This is a genomic window from Ignavibacteriota bacterium (genome assembly GCA_019637995.1).
In the GTDB taxonomy this organism is placed as follows: Bacteria; Bacteroidota; Ignavibacteria; order Kapaibacteriales; family UBA2268; genus JANJTB01.
In genome coordinates, this window is sequence record JAHBUQ010000002.1 from 862,854 (window position 1) to 886,722 (window position 23,869).

Annotated in this window: 21 protein-coding genes and 1 riboswitch; of the genes, 11 read left to right on the forward strand and 10 right to left on the reverse strand. The window is 35.0% G+C overall.

Annotated features, from left to right (window positions below; translation table 11 throughout):
• Nucleotides 1-4 precede the first annotated feature (4 nt).
• On the forward strand, nt 5-1,165 hold the full coding sequence (locus tag KF896_09725) for a TlpA family protein disulfide reductase (GenBank protein MBX3043985.1): 1,161 nt from the start codon (nt 5-7) through the stop codon (nt 1,163-1,165).
• 179 nt (nt 1,166-1,344) lie between these two features.
• Nucleotides 1,345-2,742 carry a lysine 2,3-aminomutase gene (locus KF896_09730; GenBank protein ID MBX3043986.1) on the forward strand — a complete coding sequence of 466 codons (1,398 nt, stop codon included), beginning with the start codon at nt 1,345-1,347 and terminating at the stop codon, nt 2,740-2,742.
• Nucleotides 2,743-2,884: 142 nt separating this feature from the next.
• Here the strand turns inward: KF896_09730 and KF896_09735 are convergent, their stop codons facing one another.
• From KF896_09735 to KF896_09755, 5 genes are all read right to left on the reverse strand, one after another.
• Complete coding sequence (locus KF896_09735; protein ID MBX3043987.1) at nt 2,885-3,712, reverse strand: hypothetical protein; 828 nt, start codon at nt 3,710-3,712, stop codon at nt 2,885-2,887.
• 4 nt (nt 3,713-3,716) lie between these two features.
• Nucleotides 3,717-4,319, reverse strand: a complete 603-nt coding sequence (locus KF896_09740; protein MBX3043988.1) for an MBL fold metallo-hydrolase — start codon at nt 4,317-4,319, stop codon at nt 3,717-3,719.
• A 2-nt stretch (nt 4,320-4,321) separates the two neighbouring features.
• Nucleotides 4,322-4,924, reverse strand: a complete 603-nt coding sequence (locus KF896_09745) for a chemotaxis protein CheR (GenBank protein ID MBX3043989.1) — start codon at nt 4,922-4,924, stop codon at nt 4,322-4,324.
• Nucleotide 4,925: 1 nt separating this feature from the next.
• The gene (gene purH, locus KF896_09750) at nt 4,926-6,479 is read right to left on the reverse strand and encodes a bifunctional phosphoribosylaminoimidazolecarboxamide formyltransferase/IMP cyclohydrolase (GenBank protein MBX3043990.1); all 1,554 of its coding nucleotides are present in this window, start codon (nt 6,477-6,479) and stop codon (nt 4,926-4,928) included.
• A gap of 87 nt (nt 6,480-6,566) precedes the next feature.
• Entirely contained in the window at nt 6,567-7,157 is a 591-nt protein-coding gene (locus KF896_09755) for a hypothetical protein (protein MBX3043991.1), read from the reverse strand.
• Nucleotides 7,158-7,431: 274 nt separating this feature from the next.
• Between KF896_09755 and KF896_09760 the strand changes: the two genes are divergently transcribed.
• On the forward strand, nt 7,432-8,955 hold the full coding sequence (locus KF896_09760) for a peptide MFS transporter (GenBank protein ID MBX3043992.1): 1,524 nt from the start codon (nt 7,432-7,434) through the stop codon (nt 8,953-8,955).
• A gap of 344 nt (nt 8,956-9,299) precedes the next feature.
• Nucleotides 9,300-9,992: a metal-dependent transcriptional regulator gene (locus KF896_09765; protein MBX3043993.1), complete on the forward strand. Its 693-nt coding sequence runs from the start codon at nt 9,300-9,302 to the stop codon at nt 9,990-9,992.
• Nucleotides 9,993-10,098: 106 nt separating this feature from the next.
• On the opposite strand, the gene KF896_09770 is transcribed toward KF896_09765, so the two are convergent.
• Nucleotides 10,099-11,454, reverse strand: coding sequence for a hypothetical protein (locus KF896_09770; protein ID MBX3043994.1), 1,356 nt, complete (start codon nt 11,452-11,454; stop codon nt 10,099-10,101).
• A gap of 347 nt (nt 11,455-11,801) precedes the next feature.
• Here KF896_09770 and KF896_09775 point away from each other — a divergent pair, with 347 nt between their 5' ends.
• Together KF896_09775 and KF896_09780 are read left to right on the forward strand one after the other, a co-directional pair.
• On the forward strand, nt 11,802-12,227 hold the full coding sequence (locus KF896_09775) for a hypothetical protein (GenBank protein ID MBX3043995.1): 426 nt from the start codon (nt 11,802-11,804) through the stop codon (nt 12,225-12,227).
• Between the two features lie 4 nt (nt 12,228-12,231).
• Nucleotides 12,232-13,434 (forward strand): glycosyltransferase, encoded by a 1,203-nt coding sequence (locus KF896_09780; protein MBX3043996.1) that lies wholly within the window; start codon nt 12,232-12,234, stop codon nt 13,432-13,434.
• A 56-nt stretch (nt 13,435-13,490) separates the two neighbouring features.
• On the opposite strand, the gene katG is transcribed toward KF896_09780, so the two are convergent.
• Nucleotides 13,491-15,674, reverse strand: coding sequence for a catalase/peroxidase HPI (gene katG, locus KF896_09785; protein MBX3043997.1), 2,184 nt, complete (start codon nt 15,672-15,674; stop codon nt 13,491-13,493).
• Between the two features lie 260 nt (nt 15,675-15,934).
• Here katG and KF896_09790 point away from each other — a divergent pair, with 260 nt between their 5' ends.
• The 5 genes from KF896_09790 to hrcA all read left to right on the forward strand — a co-directional run bounded on the left by KF896_09790 (nt 15,935) and on the right by hrcA (nt 19,853).
• Nucleotides 15,935-16,657: a LysE family transporter gene (locus KF896_09790; GenBank protein ID MBX3043998.1), complete on the forward strand. Its 723-nt coding sequence runs from the start codon at nt 15,935-15,937 to the stop codon at nt 16,655-16,657.
• 116 nt (nt 16,658-16,773) lie between these two features.
• Nucleotides 16,774-17,817 (forward strand): cytochrome-c peroxidase, encoded by a 1,044-nt coding sequence (locus tag KF896_09795; GenBank protein MBX3043999.1) that lies wholly within the window; start codon nt 16,774-16,776, stop codon nt 17,815-17,817.
• Nucleotides 17,818-18,056: 239 nt separating this feature from the next.
• Nucleotides 18,057-18,428 carry a DMT family protein gene (locus KF896_09800; protein ID MBX3044000.1) on the forward strand — a complete coding sequence of 124 codons (372 nt, stop codon included), beginning with the start codon at nt 18,057-18,059 and terminating at the stop codon, nt 18,426-18,428.
• A gap of 90 nt (nt 18,429-18,518) precedes the next feature.
• Nucleotides 18,519-18,767 carry a hypothetical protein gene (locus tag KF896_09805; protein ID MBX3044001.1) on the forward strand — a complete coding sequence of 83 codons (249 nt, stop codon included), beginning with the start codon at nt 18,519-18,521 and terminating at the stop codon, nt 18,765-18,767.
• A 27-nt stretch (nt 18,768-18,794) separates the two neighbouring features.
• Nucleotides 18,795-19,853, forward strand: a complete 1,059-nt coding sequence (gene hrcA, locus KF896_09810) for a heat-inducible transcription repressor HrcA (protein MBX3044002.1) — start codon at nt 18,795-18,797, stop codon at nt 19,851-19,853.
• Between the two features lie 4 nt (nt 19,854-19,857).
• On the opposite strand, the gene lepB (KF896_09815) is transcribed toward hrcA, so the two are convergent.
• Genes lepB (KF896_09815) through lepA form a run of 3 tightly spaced genes read right to left on the reverse strand, consistent with a single transcriptional unit; the run spans nt 19,858 to nt 23,387 of the window.
• On the reverse strand, nt 19,858-20,619 hold the full coding sequence (lepB, locus tag KF896_09815; protein ID MBX3044003.1) for a signal peptidase I: 762 nt from the start codon (nt 20,617-20,619) through the stop codon (nt 19,858-19,860).
• A 4-nt stretch (nt 20,620-20,623) separates the two neighbouring features.
• Nucleotides 20,624-21,547: a signal peptidase I gene (lepB, locus tag KF896_09820; protein MBX3044004.1), complete on the reverse strand. Its 924-nt coding sequence runs from the start codon at nt 21,545-21,547 to the stop codon at nt 20,624-20,626.
• A 25-nt stretch (nt 21,548-21,572) separates the two neighbouring features.
• Nucleotides 21,573-23,387 carry a translation elongation factor 4 gene (lepA, locus tag KF896_09825; GenBank protein MBX3044005.1) on the reverse strand — a complete coding sequence of 605 codons (1,815 nt, stop codon included), beginning with the start codon at nt 23,385-23,387 and terminating at the stop codon, nt 21,573-21,575.
• Nucleotides 23,388-23,538: 151 nt separating this feature from the next.
• Nucleotides 23,539-23,737, forward strand: a riboswitch (cobalamin riboswitch).
• Nucleotides 23,738-23,869 lie beyond the last annotated feature (132 nt).

Sequence of the window (23,869 nt, forward strand, 5' to 3'; positions counted from 1 at the left end):
AATTATGAAAAAAATATTTTTGCTGATTCTGGCAGTATCCTATGTTATAATTTCATGTAGCTCTGATGAGCAGACTCCTTTAGATGCTGATCCAAAAGAATTTTTTATTAAAGCAAACCAAAGTTCGCTGAAGGTAGAAGATGCCTCTTTCACAACAAGGTTTGTTTTCCAGTCTCCTAAAGAAAACTTTACAACAGATGTCAAAGTTCAAATGTTAAGAGATCCATCCGTTAAAACAGGCTTTTTAGTCAAATTCTTGACTGAACAAGGCGCAGGTTTATATGACGGTCAGAAGTATTATTTCAAATCAGACAGTGAAAAAATTGTTTATATTTCGGGCGAAGGGATTGAACCTGATAAGATGATAACACAAAATTGGTTGATAAATCCAATGACTATGATTATGCTTAATGAGGACTATACTGAACAAATCAAAGCAAGAACCGACGAGTTATTTATCATTTCGGACGCTACGTTTAGTAAATATAAGACAGATGTCGTTGAGTCACTTACGAATTCTGCCGAAAGAGGTAAAATCAAAATCAGGACATATTTCGACAGAGAAACTAATCTGCCGGTCAAAGAGGTTAAAACGCAAACTAAAGATACTGAAACAATAATCCAAACTTTTGAAATTTTAGATTTGGAAATTAATAAAGGCTTGTCCAGAGACATTTTCAAATTACAAACACCAGCTGACTTTGTGGAGGAAATCGTTACGCCTAATTCAAGACCGAAATCTCCGATGGAAGGGCAACCTGCAAGTGATTTCACATTAAAAGATTTAGACGGTAAAAATGTTACTCTATCACAATTGAAAGGAAATATTGTAATTCTTGATTTTTGGGGAACCTGGTGCCATTGGTGTGTCAAGGCAATGCCGAAATTACAGAATGTACATGAAAAATACAAAGGAAAAAATGTCATTGTCCTTGGTATAAGTTGTAACGAAAGAGAAGGTGCTGACCCCAAAAAGTTCCTTAAAGATAACAACATTACATATAACTCATTGGTCTTAGGCGAGCAAGTTGCTTCGCAATATGGTGTAACGGGATTTCCAACTCTATATGTAATTAGCAAGGATGGAACAATATTGACATCTATGTCCGGATATTCTGACAATATGGATACGGATTTAATCAATCTGATTAATGAGAACTTGTAAAAGAATATTTTAAATATCGTTTTTTTATCGAAAGCCGGCACTAATTAGCCGGTTTTTTTTTGTTTGATAAAATATTATAAACTTAATAATATCAAAAATTTATTAATTAAATAAAATATTTTCAGTACTTATCCTTTTAGTAAAACATACACTTTAATTTAATATATAACGAGGCATAAATGAGCAATAACAAACTGCATGAAACCGAAAATATATTTTCCGATGAATATCCTGATATACCTAAATACAAAGCCTTTACATCAAGAAATTTCAGAAAAATATCTCAGATTCAGGATAATTTTTCTGAACGTGATATGTACGAGATGGAAGTTGTCGCTAAAGTTCTGCCATTCAAAGCCAACAGTTATGTAGTAGATGAATTGATTAATTGGAATAATCCCCGTAAGGACCCGATTTTTCATCTTACATTTCCTAATCGTGATATGTTGCTTCCACATCATTTTGAGGCAGTAGAGCAGTTACTGAAAAAGGATTTAGATAAAATAGTATTCGAAAATGAAATAAATAAAATCAGACACGAACTTAATCCTCATCCTGCCGGACAGTCAAAACTAAATATTCCTTCAATAGATGACCAAAAGCTGGACGGTATGCAACATAAGTATGATCAAACAACACTCTTTTTTCCGGCTCAAGGTCAAACATGTCACGCATATTGTACTTTTTGCTTCCGTTGGCCCCAATTTGTAAGAATGGATGGATTGAGATTTGCTACCAGCGACATTGATAATGTTATTAATTATATTAGAGCAAATCCTCAAATTACAGATTTACTTTTTACAGGGGGTGACCCTATGGTTATGAATGCCAATCGCTTCGCTAAGTATATTGATGCAGTTTTGGATGCAAAAATTCCCCATCTTCAAAATATTCGAATCGGCTCAAAATCACTTGCATATTATCCTTATATGTACCTGACTGAAAATGGTCAAACTGTTCTCAATACGTTCAAAAAAGTTACTGACAGTGGTCTTCATCTTGCGTTTATGGCACATTTTAATCATTATGTCGAACTTTCTACTCCTTCTGTAAAAGAAGCAATTCAAAGAATCAATGATACCGGTGCTCGCATCAGAACTCAATCTCCTGTTTTTAAAAATATCAATGATTCACCGGAAGTATGGTCGAGAATGTGGCGTGAGCAGGTCAAACTTGGTTGTGTTCCCTATTATATGTTTATTGCAAGGGATACAGGTGCTCAGCATTATTTCAGTGTAACTCTTGAGCGTGCATGGCAGATTTTCAGAGAAGCGTATAGTGAGGTTAGTGGTCTTGCAAGAACAGTCAGAGGACCTTCGATGTCTTGCGGACCAGGTAAGATTCAGGTTCTTGGTGTGACTGAAATTCAAAACGAGAAAATATTTATTTTAAGGTTTATTCAGGGACGTGATAAAGACTGGGTTCAAAGACCATTCTTTGCTAAGTATAATCCTGATGCAGTTTGGATAGATGATTTACAACCTGCTTTCGGTGAAAAGGAATTTTTCTTTGAGGAAGAATATCGTAATATTTTCCATGCAACTCAGGAAGATTATGAAAAAATCGAAGAAAACTGATTAAACATTATTTTATAGTTCTAAACTTAGGTCTGTATCTGTTAAAAGTTACAGACCCTTTTTTAAATCAGATGATATTTGATTGAGAAATAAATAATTGTATTGAACAGTATTTAGTATCATCTTGCTTCTAATTTGACTATTAAGTTGTTTTATACATATACCAGCCACCACCGAGAGGGTATATCAAGATATATAATCCTTTGCTCATCTTAGGTACTTTTGATGAGTCAGGTTGATAGAAATAACCTGCTGTATTGTCAAGAATTCCACCAATCATAAATCCTGTAAAAAATCCTTCTTCTGAAGAAACAATACTGTCTATTAAAAGCTCATCAAGCATTTGGACGACTTTTTCATCCTTATTTGAATCATTTAATGATTCTATTGACTTTGCAAATCCATTGTTTTCGATATAATCTGCAATTTGCTGAAATTTTGATTTATTCTCTAAAAAGTATTCCTCAATATCTTTATCTGATGCAAGAAGTAATTTATTACGATTTACAAATTTATCGAAATTTGTATACCCTGCTTCTGCAATTTGTTTCCTTGCTGAGTCCGGGGTTAAATGTGATAATTCGTAAAGGGTATATTTGACATATTCAAGCCTGGATAATGTCCTGATTGCATCAATATGCCAAAAGTCGAGCTTTTTCAGGAAAATATAAAAATCCTCGAAATCCTCACCATAAGTAAGTGATAAAGCTACAACAGCCATTGAATCCTCTTCTGTTAAAAGCTTATAATTTCTCTTTGTATCATAAGGAAGCATCTGACCTAAAGAAGTATCCCTGAAATTAACTTCATGCATTTCACAGCAAAAAGGAAGAATTTGTTCATAGTCATAGCCATCAGGTCCAAACACTGTTTCACAAATCTGGACAGGAGTAAGGTTTTTAGCTGATTCAGAATTTGCCTGTTTAAATACAAAGAGAATCAGTATTATAATTGCAAAATATTTTACCATAATTTTAATTAATAATTTCACTATTTTCAATATTTGAAATAGAAAATGAAAGTAAATTGTTAATATTCTCAGTCAGCGGGACATCGTGTCCTGCATATATTGCATTCAAATTCATTTTATAAAATCTTTTCAGCATACCCAGATACGAATCTGAATAAGTTCCACCGCGTGATTTAATAAATAAAACTGTATCACCTGAAAAAAGAATTTTTGATTTAGGGAAATATATACAAATCGAATCATGTGAATGTCCCGGCGTGTGTATAATTTCAGCAAATTCATCGCCTATTTTGATATTCATTCCATCATGAACCTGATAATCAATACCCTGGATTTTATTGAAAGCATAAGTCGGAGGATTGCCATACATTTCTTTGATTTTTTTTAGACCACCTACATGGTCGAAATGTTCATGTGTAATAATAATTTGCTCTACCCGCCTTTTACCGACACCTGTTGAGATTTTATTCAATTCAACCGAAATTGAGCCGTCGGTCCCGACATCAACTAAAGTATTGATATCAGGAATAGCATTCCAGTCTCCTCTGACTAAATATGAAAAGCATGAATATACCTTAGGGTCTGACCTTAAAAGACTAATTCTCATAATTAAATTTTTCTGTAGATATTTGCATCCGGAACTGCTTTTTCAAATAAATGTGAAACCTCTGAGGGTAACTGCTGAGTTTGCTCATTGACAATAAATCCACCCGGTTCGAGGCAATTATGAAACATCTTGAAAACTTCAATTCTTTGCTCAGGCTGAAAATGCAGCAGCACATTCTTACAAATAATTCCATGAAAATTCATTTCAAAAGGTTTTAATGTCAACAGGTCGTGCTTTATGAAACTCATTCGGGAAGTTATAGGTTCAACAATTTTGAATAAATTCGGGTCTTCAGTAGAAACAAAATATTTTTCGAATATATCATCCGGCATTCTAACAAGTTCTGATTTAGGATACACAGCATTGTTGATTGTCTCGCCGTATTTATCATACTCATCAATATCAGATGAAATAATTTGAACTCTTTTGAATGCCTCGGCTCCAATTGTTTCAGCCATTATCATTGCAAATGTGTATGGTTCGGGTCCCATTGCTGAGCCTGCATCCCATATTTTTATTCTGGAAAATCCTGTTGCATAGTCTTTAAGTAGCTTTGCTAGAAGCTCGAGAGTATGTCTGTCACGAAAAAAAAATGTGAATGCCATATTAATGCCTGAAATGTCTCATATTTGTAAATATCATAGTTATTTTATTTTGATTTGCTGCTTCAATTACTTCATTGTCCCGAACCGAACCACCCGGCTGAATAACAGCAACAGCACCTGCATCAACTGCCTGAAGCAAACCGTCAGCAAACGGAAAAAATGCATCAGATGCTACGACACTTCCTGCGAGGTCAATACCCATAGTTTTAGCTTTTTCGACAGCTATTCTTGAAGAGTCTACTCTCGACATCTGTCCTGCACCAATAGCAAGTGTGCGGTCATCACTTGTATAAACTATCGCATTTGATTTGACGTGTTTGGAAATCTTCCATGCAAACATCATAGCGCGAAGTTCGTACTCACTTGGCTGCTTTTCGGTAACGACTCTGATATTTGCATCATCTTTAAGTTCGTTATCTGCAGTTTGCATAAGTAACCCGCCTGCAACTGATCTTATATCATGAGTAATAGCATCACGCAACTTATCAAAATCTGTCCTGATAAGTCTTCGGTCACGTTTTTTAGTCAGTATTGTTAATGCTTCCTGGCTATAGTCAGGGGCAATTATAACTTCCAGGAAAATATCATGAATTGCTTCTGCTGTTTCGGCATCAATCTTGCGATTCACAGCAACAATACCGCCAAACGGTGATACGTTATCTGTTGCGAAAGCCTTTTCCCAAGCTTCTTTCAGATTTTTACCCGTTGCTACTCCACAAGGATTGGTATGCTTAATGATTGCTAAAGTCGGCTCGTCAAATTCCAAAATAAGCTGACTAGCTGCATTGATATCAATTATGTTATTAAAAGATAATTCTTTGCCATGAAGTTTTTCGAATAGTGAGCTAAAATTACCTAATAAAGCTGCTTTCTGATGCGGGTTTTCTCCATATCGCAAATCATATTCTTTTGCAACCGGTATTGTAAGTTTCTCGGGAATTTCTACCTGATTAAATTTATTCAGATATCCACTTATAAGAGAATCATAATAAGCCGTAAAAGTAAATACTTCACCTGCAAGCAGTGAGCGGTATTTCTCCGGAATTGTGCAATTATTATTTTTAAGCAAATCAATAATTTCGTTATAGCGGGAAAGATTGATTACAGGCAAAGTCCATTTGTAATTCTTTGCCGCTGAACGGAGCATAGTCGGACCGCCAATATCAATATTTTCAATCAGCATTTCGTGAGTTGCTTTTGGATTTTTAAGTGTATCTTCAAAAGGATACAAATTGACAACTAATAAATCAATTGATTCGAAGGACATTGTTTCCAATTGATTTTTATGTTCAATTTTACCCAAATCAGCAAGTAAACCTGCGTGTATAGCCGGGTGAAGGGTTTTGACCCGACCATCTAAAATTTCAGGGAAATTTGTAATTTCAGACACGCTTTTTACATCAATTCCCTCATTTTCTAAAAGTTTAGCGGTGCCACCAGTAGAATAAATTTCAATATCAAGGCTTACAAGTTCCCTGCAAAACTCTACTATACCGCTTTTATCAGATACAGAGACTATAGCTTTTTTAATTTGATGTCTATCAGGACTAATCATTTTTTTATTTCCTATTTGATAGAAATGAATTATTACAAAAATATCAATAAATTGAATGATATAAAAGCAATTTGTAAAAAAAATATTTCAGATCCAATTAAACCATGTCTTTTGGTCTATATGCGGAACTTTGTTTCTTTCACAAATCACCATCGTATGGCCAGTACCACCGGATTTTGGATTAAGTAAATCATCATAAAAAATTGCAAAATCGGCTGGGGGAATATTTGGAGAATGTCCTATAACTTTTAATGTATCTCTTAGCAGGTATGCTGCTTTATAAGCCATAGAGTTTCGCTCTCCGGCAATATACGCATCGAATATCCTTAGATTTCTGCGGTTTTCTTTTGACTGTACAACAAGGGTAGACTCGGCAGTAAGCGGAATGTCCTCTATGTTTATGATGTCAAATCCGGCGCTATCGTAGCTTCGGTGTCCGTGATAAGGAACAATTACTTCAAATCTTGAAGAATTTTTGCCGGAAAACCCTTTAGAAAAATAATTGTCAGCACCGGAAGCATTCCCGCTTCTGAATTTGATGTGCCGGGAATTCATAGCAAGCAATTTACTTAAACTTATCAGTTTTACTTTATCTTTTTCTGTTACAGCTCTCTTACCTTCAAGAAGAACAATAGTTCCCTCATGGTCGTAATTTGAAATAAATTCATGAAAGGTCATTTGCGTTATTTTTGGTAGTATAAAAAATAAGTAACGAAGATTAAATATGAATATTTTTTTGTTCAGAATTTACACAGTCTAAAAAAAATATTGAGCATGATAAAACAATATTCATCATATTTTCACAATTCAACTATAAATTTTTTTATCAAAAAGTGCATTAAATAGCATATATTTATGGAAATCAAAAAAAAAAGTAAATTTTAATCAAAAAAAATATTAATTTTATAAATTGAAAATGGACATTTTTTACAAAACTATTTAAGGAACGTATATGTTTAAAGGACAACCAAAAGGTTTGATACCTGCAGCTCTTGCTAATATGGGTGAGAGATTTGGGTTTTACGTAATGATGGCGATTCTGGTTCTTTTCATTCAGGCGAAATTCGGTCTTGATGGAACTAACGCCGGATATATCTATGGAGCATTTTATGCATTAATATATATCCTCAATTTAGTTGGCGGTTTTATTGCTGATAAAACCAGGAATTATAAAGGCACAATTTTAGTTGGTCTGTCAATAATGACAATAGGTTATTTCTTACTTTCAATACCTACTGTCGCTTCTAATACGAATTTAATACTTGCCTGCGGTGCACTTTTTGTGATTGCATTTGGTAATGGTTTATTCAAAGGCAATCTTCAGGCACTTGTCGGACAAATGTATGATAATAATACATACAAAGAAAAACGCGACGAAGGCTTTTCGATTTTCTATATGTTTATCAATGTTGGTGCTATTTTCGCTCCATTATTTGCAATCGGTGTAAGAAACTGGTGGTTGGAAAGAAACGGTTTTCAGTATAATGCAGACCTTCCTGCTCTTTGCCACTCCTTTACAAATAATACTATCACCGGCGATGCAATGGCTAAACTTCAGGAACTTGCAAATCAGGCAAGCGGTAGTGTAGTAACTGATATCGCAGCATTCGTACCGAATTATCTTAGCGTATTTTCAACCGGATTCCATTATGCGTTTGCTACTGCTATTGGTGCCTTGGTTATATCAATAATTATATTCCTTGTCAATAAGAAAAACTTCCCCGATCCTAAAGCTAAAGGCGCAGCAGCTTCATCAGACAATATTGCTATGGATGCCGCTGAAGTTAAACAACGCCTCTATGCACTTCTTGCTGTGTTTGCAGTTGTCATATTTTTCTGGTTCTCATTCCATCAGAATGGTCTTACTCTTACTCTGTTTGCACGTGACTATACGGACCTGTCAAGTTTGAAGCTGAACCTGGGATTTATGAATATTCAGGGGGCTGAGTTATTCCAGTCAATCAATCCGTTCTTTGTAGTATTTCTCACTCCGGTTCTTCTTGCTTTCTTCGGATGGCTTAGAAGCAAAGGGAAAGAACCTTCAACTCCAAAGAAAATTGCTATCGGTATGTTTATCGCTGCTCTTGCATTTGTTGTAATGGCAATTGGTTCGTTGGATTTGCCTGCATTTGCCGAAATCAATCCTAATGTCGGTGGGACTCCTCTTGATCAGGCAGCTAAAGTGACTCCGCTTCTGCTAATTCTAACATATTTCATACTTACCGTGGCTGAATTATTCATCAGCCCGCTTGGGCTTTCATTTGTATCTAAAGTAGCACCACCTCAGTATCAGGGTTTGATGCAGGGCGGATGGCTCGGAGCAACTGCTCTTGGTAATCAGCTTTTATTCCTTGGTGCTGTTTTCTATGAAAGTATTCCTATATCTGCAACATGGACTATTTTTGTTGTAGCTTGTCTGATATCAATGTTAACAATGCTTGTTATGCTTAGATGGCTCGAAAGAATCGCTAAGTAACAAACAAGACTGTTAAATATTTTTTAAAAAAGCTGTTTTTCTATGAGAAGCAGCTTTTCTTTTATTTAATAATACAATGAAGGACTTTTTAAGGAGATTGGTAGTATGAATTCTTTCAGAGATATTACTTATTTATTATAATATTTTGCAGTGTATATTAAAATCATTAGAGGCATCTACTTGGTAAATAGTAGTTAATAGTTTATCTAAAGGAATTTATTTTAAAAAATAAACCAAATAAATTGTAAAATTTCAAATATTATTATAATTTTTCAAAAAAAAATATTATTTTAGTTGTCATTAAAATAATTTTTTTGAAAATGTTTTAGAATAGAGTTATAAAGATGAAAGAAAAAAAAGCACGTACCCAGTCTATAGAAGACTATTTAAAGACAATATATAAGTTACAGGCTCATGAAAAACCGGTTTCGACAACCAGCATAGCAAATGAGTTGGAGTTTTCCGGTGCATCTGTTACCGGAATGCTTAAAAGGTTGTCTGAAATGGAGTCCAAACGTAAAAAAGGCGCCTTGCTTGTAGATTATAATTCCTACAAAGGTGTTACTCTCACTGAAGAGGGTGAATTTGAAGCCCTATCTATATTAAGGAGACACAGACTTATCGAAATGTTCCTTAAAAATCACGTGGGTTATGCCTTATCAAAGGTGCATGACGAAGCTTGTGCAATGGAGCATGCTGTATCAGATGAATTTGTTGATAAAATTGACAAACTGCTCGGACATCCTAAATACAGCCCCTTAGGAAATCCAATACCTGATAAGGATGGTAATCTTCCAGAGGATAACTCGCTGCCTCTAACAGTAGTTGAGCTCAATAAAACGTATGTTATAAAGAAAATCTCGGATGATAATCATGAGATGATTGCTTATTTTGAAGATCAGGGATACCTTCCCGGATTAGAGATAATGCTTATGTCAAGAGCTCCGTTTAATGGTCCGATTGTAATTATACATAATGACAAAGAGTCAATCATCGGTCACGAAATCGGAAAAAATATTTACGTTGAAGCAATTTAATTTGAAAATTTATTTCGTTTATTTGTTATGATAATTAAAGGGCTGTTGTAAAAGCAGATATTTTGCTTTTAAACAGCCCTCAATTATATACAAATCAAAAAGTAAATTAATCAATTCTAAACGTCTGAATTACTATAAGGTCATCCTCCTCATCGCCAACTCTTGTTGCAGTTCCTCTGTGTGTTTTTACAATTGATCCTTGCCTTATAATTCTAACTTCGTAAGGTTTAGGTACAAAACCATCATATACAAAAACTCCGATTTTATATTCACCCTTAGGCATCGGCTTTGTGCTGAAAATATTTTCTACAGCGTTACCCGGTTCATCTATCCAGTCAACATCAAGCATTAATGAGCCGTCTTGTGAAACATCATTTCCAAAATAAACATGTATTCCATTAGGTCCGAATACGTGTAAATCAAGATCTGTCCAAGTGGACCCGGCATTCTGCCAGCTTAAAGTCGCCTGAAACTGACCAGTGCCATAAGGAACTGTTGGCTGAGGCCAATCTGCCGGATTGCCTTTTCTCCAGTCTCCTCCGCCTAAGTTTAGTTCTGTCCAACCCTGAAAACTTTCAGCATCCCAACCAAACACACTCGTATAAGGTCCAACTGTAACCAATATTGGGTTTGAATAAGTTTCTCTTTCTCCGGGAAGCCTTGACAAAGTGCCTCTTTTAACACGACTCAATTCGATTGTGTAAGTCCCCTGAGGAATGTTCATCATGTGAGTTTTTGGCCTTGGACCACCTGTGGGATTAGAACCCGTACCGACATTATATCCAATAAGGTTTGGCCAACCTATTTCAGGATATTTATAAGTAACTGCTTTGATTGTAAGTGTAAAGTAATATTCAGTGTTTGATGGATGTGAATACCTGATTCCGCCGACTCTTTTATCGTTCATTATTTCATCTGATTTTGAAATGGAGGATGGGTTTTGAAATCTGACAACAGCAAAATAACCAAGCTCAAAAACACTAACTCCCAGACGTTTGTTAGTAGCGTCTATATCGCTTAAAGGAAGAAGTATCCATTGTTTCTCAGATTCATTATACCAGATAATTGTTAATCCTTCAGGTGAGCTTTCGCTTTCTGCCGGAAGAAAAATGTGCACTGGCTCAGTAAAAACAAAATTTGATGGACCGAAAGCATAGATTGAGCCGATAACCTTATACATAGTGGGAATAGGTGTAGGAAGGTCTGACTGATTTACAGCTGATTCGATAGAAAAAGATACTGAACCGGAACTTCCGTCATTTCTGTTTGCTATTGAACCAGCCGGTACAATAACTTCTGCACCTTTATCTGTTTTTACCGAACCACCGGTAGATGAATTGATTATTTCAACTTTACCCGGATCGTTTGTAGGGGTAGGTGTTGAGGATTCCGAACAACTCTGCAATAAAAGTAATAACGATGTTAATAACATTATTACTAATAATTTAAATAATTTAAACATAATAAAACTCCAATTTTATCGGAAAAAATTAATTAATAACAATTTTTAAAATACCAAAATAATGAAATACAGCAAAAAATTCAAAAAAAATTTCAAATTATCAAATTTTGAATGTAAAATAATCGAATTATGTAAAAAACTGTCCCGCCCGCCCTAACCTTTAATCAGAATTTCCTCGTGGGAATATTTCCGTGAATTACCCAAAATAACCACCTCCTAATTAAAATTAAATTGTTGTAGAAATAAATTCAAGCAAATTTACAAAAAATTATTCAAAAAACTTGATTATTACACTTAAAAATGTTACTTTTCAGATATTTATTATCAATTATTATCAAATTAATATTATGAAATTATTTGTTTGTCCCTTATTTTTAGTTTTGATGCTGGCTACATCATGCAGCTCTATAGATTTTTCTCAAAACAGATATGTTAAATTTCAGTCCAATTTAGGAATTGGCAGTTTCTTCCTGTCAACTCCTGAAACTCTGAAAGAAGGTGGCTTTGCTGTTGTATCAACAAACGAAGAAACCGGATCCTTACGTGCTAATAAAACAGTTGCAGGAACCTTCAGTATGGATATTTTGATCAGTTACGATGAAGAATCCGATGATGTGCTCATCGCTATTGTCAATCGCATTAAATCCGATGAAAAAGAAATTATTGAATATTATAATTTGCAGGAATATAATAAATCTTACAAAGAATATTTTTATCAAACAATTTCAAATATTGAGGTCAACTCTACTAAAACAGCATTCCCAAACCGTTGATTAAATGGATGTACTGCACATAAATACAACTGATACAAGCGGCTCGGCGATTGCGGCTAAAAGACTTTCAGCCGGGCTGAATTCTTTGGGTATAAATTCAAAGATTCTATCCCTTGATAAAAGAGGCAATGATGTAAGTTTTACAGGTTTTTTTGAAGATAGAATTCTGGCTTTAAAGCCACTAAGTTTATTCCAAAGACATTTCCTGCCAACATACCGAAAAATCGTGCATAGTATTAAAAACTTAGATGAAAACATATTTACTTTTCCAAATACTTTGATTGATATAACTAAACATGAATTATTCAAAAAGGCTGATATAATCCACCTTCATCATATTGCCGATTTTGTTGATATTAAATCTTTCTTTAACAAAAACACCAAACCAATTGTTTGGACTATTCATGATTTCAACCCAATTTCGGGAGGCAATCATTGGCCCGATTCAGATATTTCAAAATTTCAAAAATATGTTGCTCGTAATATTGAGATAAAAAAAAATGCATATTCAAAAGCGAAATATTTAAAAGTAATAAACCCTTCTGAATTTCAAAAGAACGAAGTTATTAAATCAGGTCTTTTTCCGGAAAAGTCAATTAAATTTATTCCTCATGGTGTAGACTTTAATATTTATAATTCTCATAAAAGAATTGCATTTTCCGAAAATTCAAAATTCCCCAATAACAATAAAAGAAATATTATATTTATTTCAGATGACCACAAACTTTCGAATAAAGGAGCTGATTTATTTATAGAAATTGTAAATATTTTGGGAGATAAATTTAATTATATCGCTGTTGGAAAAAATACAAGTATTTATTGCAATCATAAATTAATTGTTCAAATTGGTTTTGTTTCAGATGAGAATCAGCTTGCTGATATTTACCGCTCAGCTGATATTTGTTTAATTTTATCAAAATTTGAGTCATTTTCTCAAATTACTATTGAGTCACTTGCTTGCGGCACGCCTGTAATATCAACTAATTGTGGTGGTCCTGAGGAAATTATTGAAAGTGGTATAACAGGTTATATAGTTAAAAATAGAAATGCAATCAAATTTGCAGAAATAATTGAAAATGTTATGAATGATAAAGTCAAGTTAGCAGATATGTCTGAAGCTTCAGCAGAAAAAGCAAAGATTTACGATGTTAATATTATTGCCCGGCAGTATCTTGGTATTTACAAAGAACTTACACATAATAAATGAGGCTGCATTATAGCATTTTAATAACACTTGTGATGCAGCCCCAAAATATATTTTAACTACATTGCTAAATCAAAGCGGTCAGCATTCATAACCTTTACCCAAGCTTTAATAAAGTCCCTGACAAATTTTTCCATATTGTCATCCTGTGCATAAAACTCAGAATATGCCCGTAAGATTGAATTAGAGCCAAAGACTAAATCAACCCTTGTAGCTGTCCATTTAGTTGCTCCGTTTTTACGATCAACAATATTATAAATGTTCTCATTAATTGGCAGCCACTTATTATTCATATCTGTCAGATTAACAAAGAAATCATTGCTCAAAATACCAACTTTATCAGTTAGAATGCCATGTTTAGTACCTCCATAATTAGTTCCCAAAACACGCATTCCACCAACTAAAACAGTCATTTCAGGTGCAGTCAGTCCCATAAGTTGAGCTCTGTCCAAAAGTAACTCTTCTGCTTTAACTGCATATTCCTTCTTTAACCAATTTCTAAAGCCATCATGGACCGGCTCGAGCACATCAAATGACTCAGCATCGGTCATATCGGGAGTTGCATCCCCGCGCCCCGGATAAAAAGGCACTTTGATGTCGAAACCTGCATATTTTGCTGCTTGTTCAATTGCAGAACTACCGCCCAGAACAATTAAGTCGGCAATGCTGACTTTCTTTTGCAAGCTGTTTTGGATTTCATAAAGTGTATTTAGAACTTTTTTCAGACTTTCAGGTTCGTTTCCTTCCCAAGATATTTGAGGCTCAAGTCGAATCCTTGCTCCATTTGCTCCACCACGGTAATCTGAGCATCTGAAAGTACGGGCGCTGTCCCATGCTGTATTTATAAGCTCAGTATGTGATAAACCGCTATTTAGCAACATAGCTTTTAATTCTTCAATTTCAGTTTCAGTCAAAGTATAGTTTGCTGATGGAATAGGGTCTTGCCAAATAAGGTCTTCTTTTGGTACATCCGGACCTAAATAACGACTCTTCGGACCGAGGTCGCGATGAGTGAGCTTGAACCATGCTCTTGCAAAAACATCAGCAAAATATTCGGGATTACTATAAAATCGTTCTGAAATTTTGCGATATTCCGGATCCATCTTCATTGCCATATCGGCATCGGTCATAATGGGATTTCTACGAACTCCTTTAATATGAGCATCAAAAGGCATGTCTTCTTCTTTGATATTAATTGGTTCCCATTGCCATGCTCCGGCAGGACTCTTCTTTAGTTCCCATTCATAATTCAATAAAAGGTGAAAATAAGTATGATTCCACCGGTCAGGAGTTGTTGTCCATGCTCCCTCAATACCACTCGTCAATGTGTCTTCAGCATTACCTTTACCTTTTGGGTTTACCCAACCGAACCCTTGCTCGTGCAAATCCTCGCCCTCAGGAGCCGGTCCTAAAAGAGATGGATCACCACTACCGTGAGCTTTGCCGACTGTGTGTCCACCGGCTGTCAGAGCAACAGTTTCCTCATCATTCATAGCCATGCGTTTGAATGTTGTGCGTACGTCCTGTGCAGTTCTGAGTGGGTCTGGTTTACCGTCAACACCCTCAGGATTGACATAAATAAGTCCCATTTGTACAGCAGCTAAAGGATTCTCAAGTGATTCACGTTCTTCATCGTTTGAATAGCGGCTTTTTGTAGGTGCAAGCCACTCTTTTTCTGCACCCCAGTAGATATCTTTCTCGGGGTGCCAAATGTCTTCACGACCGCCGCCAAAACCGAATGTCTTGAATCCCATTGACTCATAAGCCATATTACCTGCAAGAATGAATAAATCAGCCCATGATAACTTGTTGCCGTATTTCTTCTTGATGGGCCAAAGTAATCTGCGAGCTTTATCAAGATTTGCATTGTCAGGCCAGCTGTTAAGTGGAGCAAATCGTTGATTACCTGTATTGCTTCCTCCCCGACCGTCAGAAGTGCGGTATGTACCGGCGCTATGCCAAGCCATGCGAATCATCAATCCGCCATAGTGTCCCCAGTCTGCGGGCCACCAGTCCTGACTTTCAGTCATTAGTTTTCTTAAGTCATTTTTTAATGCTTCAAAATCCAGTTTATTAAATTCTTTGCGATAATTGAAGTCCGAGCTTAAGGGGTTTGATTTTGTGTCGTGCTGATGAAGAATATCAAGATTGAGGGCATTGGGCCACCAACTCATTACAGAGTTGCTTGATTCTGTATTTGCCCCGTGCATTACAGGGCACTTTCCTTTTTGTGAGGTTTCCATAATACCTTCTTTTGTTGAAAATAGACATTTAATAAAATAATACATTATCTGCTTAAACGCTAATATCTTTTTTTTATTTGGAAATATTTGGAGTCAGAAAAAAAAATTTTTTGAGATTAATTTTTTAACTGTCCGATTAATAAAATTTTTTAAAATTTTGGTAAATCAAAAAAAAAATGTTACATTGTGTCAGATTTTTTGCACACTTTTAAAAATTTGGTTTAATTATTGAATATTTTGATACTTTTTAGGATATTGAAATGGTCACAGCGATAATAGTAGGTGCCGTAATTGGCTTCATCTTAGCCATGCCGCCGGGACCAATAGCGATGGCGAATATCCGGCTTGGTTTGGAAAAAAGCAGGAAAGATTGTGCTGAGTTTGCAATTGGCACAGCAAGTATGGATATGATTTATTGCATAGTAGCAATTTTTGCTGCATCAGCAATTCATAGTGCTGTAGATAGTTATCTTGTAGAAAATCCGATAGTATCTATTGCATTTCAATCCATAATTGTAGCAGGCTTAATTTATTTCGGATTTACTCAGTTTCGAGCCAATAGAGTTTCGGAAATAGAATTCCAAGAAAACCCTCAGGTATCTTCCTCAAAATTTATCCAAAATTTAAAGAATAAGGGTCCTCTGTTTTTAGGAGTTGCTCTCGCTCTCACTAATCTTGCAAATCCTACATTTGTACCATCACTGACTATTATGTCGGCTTGGGTACATAAAATAGGTCTTTTTCCAAATTCATTTAATGAGAATATAATATTTTCGATTGGCTTTGGATTAGGTAATTTCCTTTGGCTTTATGTGCTATCTTTGATTGTTATTAGAAATCGTCATAAACTTTCAAATTCATCTATTCTACGCATTAAACAATTTGCAGGTGTTACTTTTATAGGCTTTGGTGGATTTATTGGCTATCGTTTGTTTATGTTTACTAACTGGGCACAGATATTTAAATATGCACTAATTTTTTAAAAAATTATTTTTTGGTTTAATATTGCTTAATAGCAATTTATAATAATAATCAAGTCTCAAAATCGTAAAGATACTTTTAAATAACATTTTTCATTTAATTTATAATAAGGTAGGATATGAAAAAAATATTATCTTTATTCTTCATAACAATACTTCTACTTTCATCTTGCGGTGAAGACAAGAGTGGCGATACGCCAGAACAGAAAATAGAACTATCAGCTGAGGCAAAAGCTGATTTACTTGCACGTGCTAAACAAATTTTCGGCGCATTGCCTGACAAAATGCCTGGAAGCGAAAATGACACTCCGGAATTGGTAGAACTTGGAAAAACATTATATTTTGAAACACGATTATCAGTTAACAATACTCAGTCCTGCAACACATGTCATGACATCACAAACGGAAAAGCCGGTGATGACAATTTGCGTGTATCTCCGGGTGCAATCGAAGGCAAAGAGGGCGTTAGAAATTCTCCGACTGTGCTGAATGCTGGTTTTCAGTTTGTACAGTTTTGGGATGGACGTGAACCGGATTTGCATGGTCAGGCAAAAGGACCGATTCTAAATCCGGATGAAATGGCAATGCCAAGCGAAAAGGAATGCGAAACATTACTCTCGGGTATACCTGAATATCAGGAAATGTTCGGTAAAGCTTTCCCAGGCGTAAAAAATGCTATTACTTATGATAATTTAGCTCACGCTATTGCAGCTTTTGAGAGAACATTAATTTCCAAATCAAGATTTGATGATTATGTTAACGGGAATCCTACTGCACTTACAAATGCAGAGCTAAACGGCTTAAAAACTTTTATAGATGTAGGGTGTATCACTTGTCACACAGGTCCGCTTTTTGGGGGCTCTATGTATCAAAAAATGGGCTTGATCAAACCTTACGCTAATGTTAAAGATTTAGGAAGATATGATGTTACTAAAAACGATTTAGATAAATATTTTTTCAAAGTGGCTCAGCTAAGAAATGTTACTCTGACAGCCCCTTATTATCACGATGGTGCTGTAGAATCGCTTGACGAAGCAATCAATACAATGGCTGATATCAATTTAGGAAAGCAGCTCACAGCAGATGAAACTAAGAGCATCAAAACTTTCTTACAAGCTCTTACAGATAAAAACCTCGAAAAAGGAATTGCTATAAAATTTTAATCTTTTGGGATTTTAATATTTATTTTAGATAAGTCGAGTCTGTCTTAAAAATGTGATTTTTGTTATAATATTGAGTACTTCATAAGCTCAATTCTTACAATACTACATTTTTATGGCAGACTTGTTTTTTTTAAGTAAGAAAACTTATATTTTTTTATACGTTACTAAATAATATAAATGATATTTCGATAATGGCATTTTAAATATACATTATTCATTAATTACAGAATATTTTTAATATGAAATCAATTACTACTATCGGCTTGCTCACTTTAGCAAATATATTTATGACATTAGCGTGGTACGGACATCTTAAATTCAAAGAAATGCCACAATTCAACCGCTTGAGTTTATTTATGATAATACTTATAAGTTGGGGAATTGCTTTTTTTGAATATATTTTTCAAGTGCCTGCAAATAAATATGGATACATTCAAAATGGCGGCACATTTACACTTGTAGAGCTGAAAGTAATTCAGGAGGTCATTACTTTAACTGTTTTCACACTATTTACATTTCTATTTTTTAAGGATGAAGTACTGCGCTGGAATCATTTAGCCGGATTTGTATGTCTTATCCTTGCAGTTTATTTTATATTCAACAAGTTTTAATTGAAAATGTCACAAACAATCTATCTACTTTACAATAATTTTACAATTTTATTATCTACTACTTATTTAAATGTAAATTGAGATTCGCAAATGAAAATTTCATTAGATATCAGTCTTTATCCTCTAACTGAGGAATTTATTCCAGTAATAAAAGAATTTATTTCAAAACTTGACAAACGTGATGGCATTAGTGTGCTTAAGAACAATATCAGCACGCAAATTTCAGGTGATTATGATTTAATTATGGATTTACTCAAATCAGAACTCCGTGAAGTATTCGAGAAGCAAAGAAGTGTTTTTGTAATTAAATTTCTTGCAGGCGATAAAGTAAATGATTAAAAGCGACTTTAAATCGTCTCATTAATAATGTCTAAAAATATCAACATAGCAAAACAAATTCATCGCGATCTATCCGACCGCGAAAGGGAGATTTTACGTCAAATTGTACAACTTTATATTTTGAAAGCAAATCCGATAGGTTCGAGATTCCTGTCGAAATATATCAATAACGATTTGAAGCTGTCACCTGCGACTCTCAGGAATATAATGTCTGACCTTGAAGAGCTGGAATATATCAGCCATCCTCATACTTCAGCCGGAAGAATTCCAACTGATAAGGGTTACCGTTTTTATGTTGATACGATTTCCAAAATTGAGAAATTAAATAAAAAAGAGATTCTTTCGGTACAAGATTCACTTAATCAACCCGAAGATGTAGCTATATTTAAAAATGCTTCCAGAATTTTGGGCATGCTTTCGAAGTATTTGGGAATTGTACAATTCCCAAATATCCGCGATTTGACTATTCAAAAAATTGAACTTATAGAACTTAGTTCAAGCAAAATTCTTGTAGTTGTTGCTCTTGAATCAAATATTGTTCGTACTGTGACCATAGAAGCTGATTTTGATACAGATTTTGGTCAATTGGATGAACTCTCGAGGAATATAAATGAAAGAGTTTCAGGCAGAAAACTTAGTTTTATCAGAGATAATTTCAAGGATATTGTAAGCGATTTATCACTTAAAAATGCACCATTGATAAGGCTTTTCACCGGCTCGGTTGACAAAATATTCTCCCGCGAAACGTCAGGCGACAGAGTTGCCATAACAGGCACTCACCATCTTCTGAATTATCCCGAATTTGAGGACTTAGAGCGGGTCAGAGGTGTAATTGAATTGGTTGAAAATGAAGATATAATTATTCATTTGCTTGAGCAACTTGATGACAGCGAACAGGTCAAAGTTTATATCGGTAAAGAGCTTAACAACAATACTCTTCAGGAATACAGCTTAATAAAAAGTACTTACAAAGTTGGTACAGCTTGTGGTACGATAGGTCTTATCGGACCAAAAAGGATGAATTATTCCAAAATGATTTCTATTGTCAAGTATGTATCTGATTATTTATCCGGTAATTCCGATTGAGATATTAAAGTAAATTGAATCTGTTGCTCTTATCTCTGGGAAAAATTAGCAATTCAGCTCTGCCAATAATAGACTTATCCGGAACTAATCCAAATTTACGTGAGTCAAGGCTTAATTCTGAATTATCACCTGTAACAAAATAATAGCTGTTTTGAAATTTATATTTTTTAGTAAACAAAGGATTTTGATTAATTGAATCAATTAAAATCTTGCCGTTTTTTCCATCATTTAGTAATATTTGGGCATAAAATTTCAAATTATTTATATCAATATTTACATAGTCACCGAATTTGGGAATAAGTAATTCACGCCCAAATTTATTAACAGCATTTCGCTTCAAATTATAAATATATTCTCCTGAAATAGTATTTCTCAAAAATAAAGTATCTCCCGGAATGCCGGTAACACGCTTGATTATAAAATTACTTTCCGGAATATTCACAGTTTCTTTAGCGTCAATTACAATAATATCCCCAAGCTTAGGCTCGGAATAATTTATTCGCAAATATAATCCGGGATTATATGCAATTACAGGAATTCTTGTTGGAAACCCAAAGAAGTAAGCCAAACGACTGACAAGAATTATATCACCTTTAGCAAGTTCAGGCTCCATTGAGCTGGATTCGACTTTGTAAAATTCGAGTACAAATGACTTTAGAAAAAGTATCACCAAAATAATAATAAAAAACACTTCAGCAACTGAGCGAATATTCAAGCTTGCGAATATATCAGTTTCTGAAGTGTTTTCTATTTGATTTATTTTCATTTTATCAACGAATGAGTGTACCCATTCTGCCTAATCTTGTTGACCCTAATTTAGCAAAAAAATCTGATAGAGGTATATCGGTATTCCATGACCAATAAACTACAATAGGTGAGCCAACAACATTGTCAAAAGGAACAAATCCCCAATAACGGCTGTCAAGGCTGTTATCACGGTTGTCTCCAAGAGCAAAACAATAGTCCCTCTCAACAGTATATTGAGTTACAATATTATCATCAATATAAACATTTGTGGAAGTGGAAGTTACTTCGTGTCCTTCACGGGTTATAAATACATCCCATTGGCGAATGTTTTGAGGAGTTAAATCAAGTACATCGCCTTTTTTAGGAATTCTGATTGGACCGTAATTATCACGGGTATAATCGGCACCCGGTGGGAATGTACGTTGCTTATCACCGGGATAAATCGGTAAATTACGGTCATATCTGCCATGCTCAGGAAGCTCTACTTCTTTTCCGTTAACAAAAAGTTTTTTATTTAAGATTTCCAAAGAGTCGCCTGCAGTAGCTACGCATCTTTTCAAATAATAAACAAATTCTGTAGGCTCTGCCTGGTCACGGTCACCCGGATATATAAATACGATTACGTCATTTTTCTCAGGCTCTTTAATTCCAGGAAATTTGTAAAATGGAAGAGGTATATTCAAAAATGGAATTAACTGAGGTGTAGTAGGACCATAAAGGAATTTATTTACAAAAAGGAAATCACCTGTCATAACTGTATTTTCCATGGAACCTGTCGGCACAACAAATGATGCTACAGCAGCACCATTTATAAACATTACGACTATTATAGCGCCAAAAATTGTTTTAACCCAGGAAATGAATTGTTCCTTAGCTGTTTCGGGCTTTTTTACTTCTTTTTTCTTTTTCAATAATGATGCAAAACTAAATGCCGGTTTATCATTCATTTTTCTAATTCCAATTTATAAAAAATTAATCAATACTCAACACTGCAAGAAATGCTTCCTGCGGAATTTCGATACTTCCTACTTGTTTCATACGTTTCTTACCTTCCTTTTGTTTCTCAAGAAGTTTTCTCTTACGTGAAATGTCGCCACCGTAGCACTTTGCTGTAACATTCTTTCGTAATGCTTTAACAGTTGTGCGTGCGATAACTTTTGCACCAATTGACGCCTGAATAATTACTTCAAACATTTGACGAGGTATTAAGTCCTTGAGCTTATCGCATAATTTCTTACCCCATTCATAAGATTTATTCCTATGGACAATAGATGAAAGTGCATCTACGGGTTCGCCATTAAGCATAATATCCAGCTTGACTAAATCTCCTTTACGATACTCATAAAATTCATAATCAAGTGATGCATATCCTTTTGTAAGGGATTTCAATTTATCATAAAAGTCAAAAACAACTTCAGCTAAAGGTAATTCCCAATGCAAGTCAACTCGTGTTTGCGATAAATATGTCTGATTTTTTAGAACTCCACGTCGGTCCATACAGAGTTTCATCAAATTACCAACGTATTCATGGGGAGTAAGAGTTTGAGCCTTAATGAACGGTTCCTGAATTTCCACAACTTCCGATAGTTTGGGAAGTTCTGCGGGATTATCAACATAAACCTCATCACCATTGGTTTTGATGACCTTATATCTTACATTGGGAACAGTTGTTACGATAGTTTGATTAAATTCACGCTCTAATCTTTCCTGAACAATTTCCATGTGAAGAAGTCCCAAAAAACCGCATCGGAAACCAAAGCCAAGCGCATTTGATGACTCAGGCTCGAATGTTATTGCAGAATCATTAAGAACAAGCTTAGATAAAGCCTCACGTAAATCTTCAAAATCGTCGGCATCAGCAGGATAAATACCTGAAAATACCATAGGCTTTACAACCTGAAAACCTTCAATAGCTCCCTGGCAGCGATTCTTGTCATAAGTAACTGTATCGCCGACCTTCGTATCATGTAAATCACGAATACTTGCAGTAAAATATCCAACACTTCCGGCTTGCAGCATTTTTGTGCGTTGCCTGTTCATATAGAGAATGCCAACCTCTTCAGTTTCGTAAACTTTCCCGGTCATCATAAAAAATACTTTTTCATTTTCGCGGAGAGTGCCTTCAAAGACTCTTACATTAACAATTACACCACGGTATGAATCGTAAATTGAGTCATAAATCAATGCTTTCAAAGGTGCATTTGGGTCACCGGTTGGAGCCGGAATTCTTTTTACTATAGCTTCAAGAATATCTTTAATCCCAATACCCTGCTTAGCTGATGCAAGAATTAGTTCATCTTCCTTTGAGCCGATTAGTTCCATAACCTGATGCTTAACATCATCAATTGTTGTTGCTGCTGAGGGAAGGTCAATTTTATTTAAAACAGGAATAATCTCCAGGTCGTTACCAATTGCAAGATACAAATTGCTGATTGTCTGCGCTTCAATTCCCTGTGTAGCATCAACTATAAGCAATGCACCCTCACAGGCAGCAAGAGAACGGGAAACTTCGTAAGTAAAGTCAACGTGACCCGGTGTATCAATCAGATTTAGAATGTACTCCTGACCGTCATCGGCGATATAATTCATTTGAATTGCATGAAGCTTAATAGTAATGCCACGCTCCTGTTCGAGCGGATTATCATCAAGAATCTGATTCATTGTCATCTCACGTGCTGTCACTCTGCCGGTATATTCCAGCAACCTGTCAGCGAGTGTGGATTTGCCATGGTCAATGTGAGCAATGATACAAAAATTTCTAAATTTATCCAGTGGTAAGGTTTCCATGTTTCCTAAAAATAAAGCACAAAATTATACAATGTTAATATGACGAATGATATTAATTTTTAATTAAAATTATACAAATTTATTTATATTTTGGTTTTAACCTTAATGAATTTGTTAAAGTATTTGCTTTTTATATGAAAAAAGCATATTTTTGCCTTCTGATTATTTCGGTTTAGCAAACATGATTGCTAAAAAGGGAAGCAGGTGTGAATCCTGCACGGTATCGCCGCTGTATAGCCGGACGAATGTCCCTGGTCTGAAAAAGGCAGCCACTATAGAATTCTATGGGAAGGCGGGATAATGAGGAGGATGGCTGAGTCAGAATATCTTACGAAATATTAATTGAGCTCATTGATTAGTTTGCGATTTACAAACGCGATGAGAAAATGGGAGTGCACATTGTTTCTAAGCATGTGTAGCATAATTCTGAGAAATTCCGCATTTTCAATTCGTATTTATTCATTTTTTAAAATTGAGGTAAA